Annotated in this window: 2 protein-coding genes and 3 pseudogenes; 1 reads left to right on the forward strand and 4 read right to left on the reverse strand. The window is 55.6% G+C overall.

All coding sequences use genetic code 11. The features are described from left to right. Nucleotides 1-794 precede the first annotated feature (794 nt). Nucleotides 795-929, reverse strand: a pseudogene (locus J8I34_RS35125) (IS6 family transposase); the annotation flags it as partial. 84 nt (nucleotides 930-1013) lie between these two features. On the opposite strand from J8I34_RS35125, the pseudogene J8I34_RS33535 reads away from it, so the two are divergent. Continuing rightward, nucleotides 1014-1465: pseudogene (locus J8I34_RS33535) on the forward strand (helix-turn-helix domain-containing protein); the annotation flags it as partial. Nucleotides 1466-1526: 61 nt separating this feature from the next. On the opposite strand, the gene J8I34_RS33540 reads toward J8I34_RS33535, so the two are convergent. The 3 genes and pseudogenes from J8I34_RS33540 to J8I34_RS35130 form a co-directional block, all read right to left on the reverse strand. After that, on the reverse strand, nucleotides 1527-2369 hold the full coding sequence (locus tag J8I34_RS33540) for a sterol desaturase family protein (protein WP_209778327.1): 843 nt from the start codon (nucleotides 2367-2369) through the stop codon (nucleotides 1527-1529). 252 nt (nucleotides 2370-2621) lie between these two features. Next, entirely contained in the window at nucleotides 2622-2906 is a 285-nt protein-coding gene (locus tag J8I34_RS33545; RefSeq protein WP_245176336.1) for a hypothetical protein, read from the reverse strand. A 246-nt stretch (nucleotides 2907-3152) separates the two neighbouring features. Further along, nucleotides 3153-3274 (reverse strand): annotated as a pseudogene (locus J8I34_RS35130) (IS5/IS1182 family transposase); the annotation flags it as partial.

The raw sequence follows: 3274 nt of genomic DNA on the forward strand, positions 1-3274 counted from the left end.
AACGGTGCCGAACACATCGAACTGCTCTTGAAGGGCATTCCCTTCAAGGACGGAACTCCGGCGCATGACAATCCGCCAGATCAGCAGAAACTCGCCGCCTGAGAACCGGCCACGATCAGCCCTCGTACACCAAATTTGACAATACCTCGCGAATCTGGAAATGAAGGAGCGGGCGCTGAACGCCATTCAGCCGCCACATGTAAAGAAGAGTCGATATCGACCGCCGGATCGACTCTTGCAGTTCCTGGAGTCGTTGTAATTATGCGTAGTTCGCCGGACCACAAATCCTCGTGGAACAGCCCGGCAACTGCCGGAGCAATCGCCGTTGATGACGGACTGCACATATTTTGCAACTGCGCATAATTTCTACCGAGAGCCGGCCCACAACGCCCGCTCCGCGGCATTATTGTTAATCTCAATCGCAAATATCGCTGGCATACTGCATTAGTGCTCTCGACTGATTCAATGCGCAGCCCATCGCCTTCGCGGTATCGCTATTGGACGATACCTTGCTCAGCGCCGAGCGTAGCCAGACCTCGAAGGCTTGCGCCCGTTCCGGTCGGACACGCTTTCGCTCGTAGGGCGTTTCTCGCGGATGTCAGCGTCGTTCCTGCGTGCCAAGAGAGATAGTGGATCTTTCGTCTAGCATGGGCAAGACATCCAGCCTCTTGAACATGGCGTCTTTATAAATGGAGTTGTAGCCTGCGACTGTGTCGGTGCAGAATTCCTCTGAAGCCTTTCGGCGGGGCCGAGCTCTGCGGGAAGAGCGGATCTTAGTTCCTCCCTGACACACGTTCATCGAGATGCCAAGTCGAGCCCGGCGCGACGCGTCCGGCTTTCGCCGGACGGGGAAACTGCGCGCCAAACCTGTCACACCAGTTCCGCACCGACTCGGTGTTGAAGCTCACCCCGCGCTGGATGTGAAGCTGCAATGCGTTGTATCGTGGTTCATCTGAACTGAGTCTGGAAAACTGGAAGTCGCCAAACACCCAGACTTCCAAGAGCTCAGCCGGATGAACACCCATAAGAATGCCCGACCTTCGCCCGTCGACTCGAGATGGTCCAAGACATCACCGAACATGGTCTGAGTGTGCCCGAAGCAGCCGCTTAGCCATGGCGTTACAGCACCGACGGCTCACAAGTGGCTGGGCCGTTGTCTGGCCGGTGGCGTGCCGACGCTTCGTCCCGGCCGGGCCGCTCGCCGTGGACCATTGACTCATCCAAGGCCCTGTTGATCGTGGAGTTGAGCCAACGGCGTATGCTCCAGCGGCAAATCGCCCGCAGTATTGGTGTTTCCGAATCCACTGTAGCCGGGTGCTCGCGCGCGCTAGCCTGTCCAGGCTCGCCGATCTGCAGCCACGCGAGCCCATCATGCGCTATGAACACGCCGCTCCGGGTAACCTGCTGCACATCGATACCAAGCTCGGTCGCATTTGAGCGGCCCAGCCACCGCGTGACCGGCAACTCCGCGATTCGGTTGGCAGCAACACAAGTGCGGCACGCCTTCAATGAGGTGTTCACTGCACTTAATCGACAACCTCGACCTTTCGTACGCCACTTCCGACCGTCGCTTTACGCCAGCGGCGTTGGTCAAAAGGAAACATAAGGTAATCGCGCACCGTGATCGGTTCAGACTGGTTTGCGAGGCCAACTTTTGGCCACTCGTCCTTTGTCGGCCAGTACGCCGTACGGAAAATCGTGTCCCAGAGCGTCGTAAATATCCCGAAGTTTCGGCCCCTGTGACGCGCTTCCATTGAATGGTGAATACGGTGGAACTTGCCATCCCCGACGATGTATCGTAGCAGCCCAAGATTAATTCGCGTGCTCGAGTGACACAAGTGGACCTGAAAGGCAATCAGCGTCAGGGCAACAGTTGGCACGACGCCAGATTCGAAGTGGATCAGAGCCAGCGGCATTGCGACGAAAAAAGCATGAATAAGCGGCTCAGATAAGTGATGAGCACAATTCCAAGCCGTCAGTTCGCGGATAGAATGATGGGTGGCGTGCATGCGCCACAGGAATGGAATAGCATGCTGTGCACGGTGCATCCAGTAGACGAAGAAATCAGCGGCAATTGCGACTAGAACGCCTGAAAGAACGCCGAAGCCCGCGCTAATAATTGCGTTGTCAGAGTGAAACCACGTCCCGAAATTCACCGTCAGGAGCGGCTTGACCCCTAACCATTCCAGACCCACAGCGTAGACGTGCCAGACAACTGCAGCGAACCCAAGGCGAATGATCCAATTTCGTACCCCGCGAACATATGACGCAAAACCGTATCGATAAGCCGGAAAAATCAGCTCGAACGCGACACAGACGGTAGCGAATATCGCTACGAGCTTGAACGAGTTTACGAAAAACCCGGTCATCTGATTTACATCAAAAAGGTGCAATTGTCTACTCCGTCAACGAGGCTGCATGCTTTCTGGTGGCGATTTTAGGCCAATGGAAACGCGGTATGTCGCGGAAGTCATTTTCGCTCGGATCGCGCGCGCAAAAACCAAGCAGTCTTGACATTCCATTCCATGGCGCATTCACACAGAGATCTGCCGTCAGTGAATCTATCACGGATAGGTCGACGTTGCTCGAAATTTGGCAATCGATTGTTTGGATCGGACTCATTAGAATCGCAAATGGCTTTCACACCTCAGCAGTTCTCGTCTACGCCGGAGTAGCATCGGCCGGACCGGATCCGGATGGTCGCTGAAGGCCGCCAGCGCCACATCGTACTGGGCATCGGTGTTGGTCGAGCGCATGATGCGTTCAAGATTGGAAACGAGCCCGTCCAGGCTGCACTCGCCGATGCCGGCCTTGAATACCGTTACGCCACCCGACGGATTAACCGCAAAGAAGAAGAACGCCTTGGTCTGGGACGATGTGCGACAGGACCGTTCTCGCGATCGCATTGCCTGGATTGATTCAGCGCGTTGAAGTTCGATAGCTGTAAAACTCAAAGCCGAAATGGCAAGACCTCGAATTTTCGGCCTGAGTGCGAGAACGGCTAGTTGAGGATATCGAAGACTAAAACTAGTTTCTTGTCAAACGCCGGTCATGAAGGGTTCGAATACGGCTTTGTGGCAATACTGGTGAGCTTGTTGAGTACAGCATGCAGCGGAGATGCCCTGCTGGGACACAGACACGAAACATACAGAGCGAACTATGCGATGACCAAACAGATTCTTGATGACATGGAACGAATGCTCGACACGCGCCCGAATCTGGGCCTTCGCCCGCTCGACGGCGATCAGCAAGTCCTTGACCGCGCCGTCACGCA

The sequence above is a fragment of the Cupriavidus phytohabitans genome, assembly GCF_017815025.1.
Taxonomy (GTDB): domain Bacteria; phylum Pseudomonadota; class Gammaproteobacteria; order Burkholderiales; family Burkholderiaceae; genus Cupriavidus.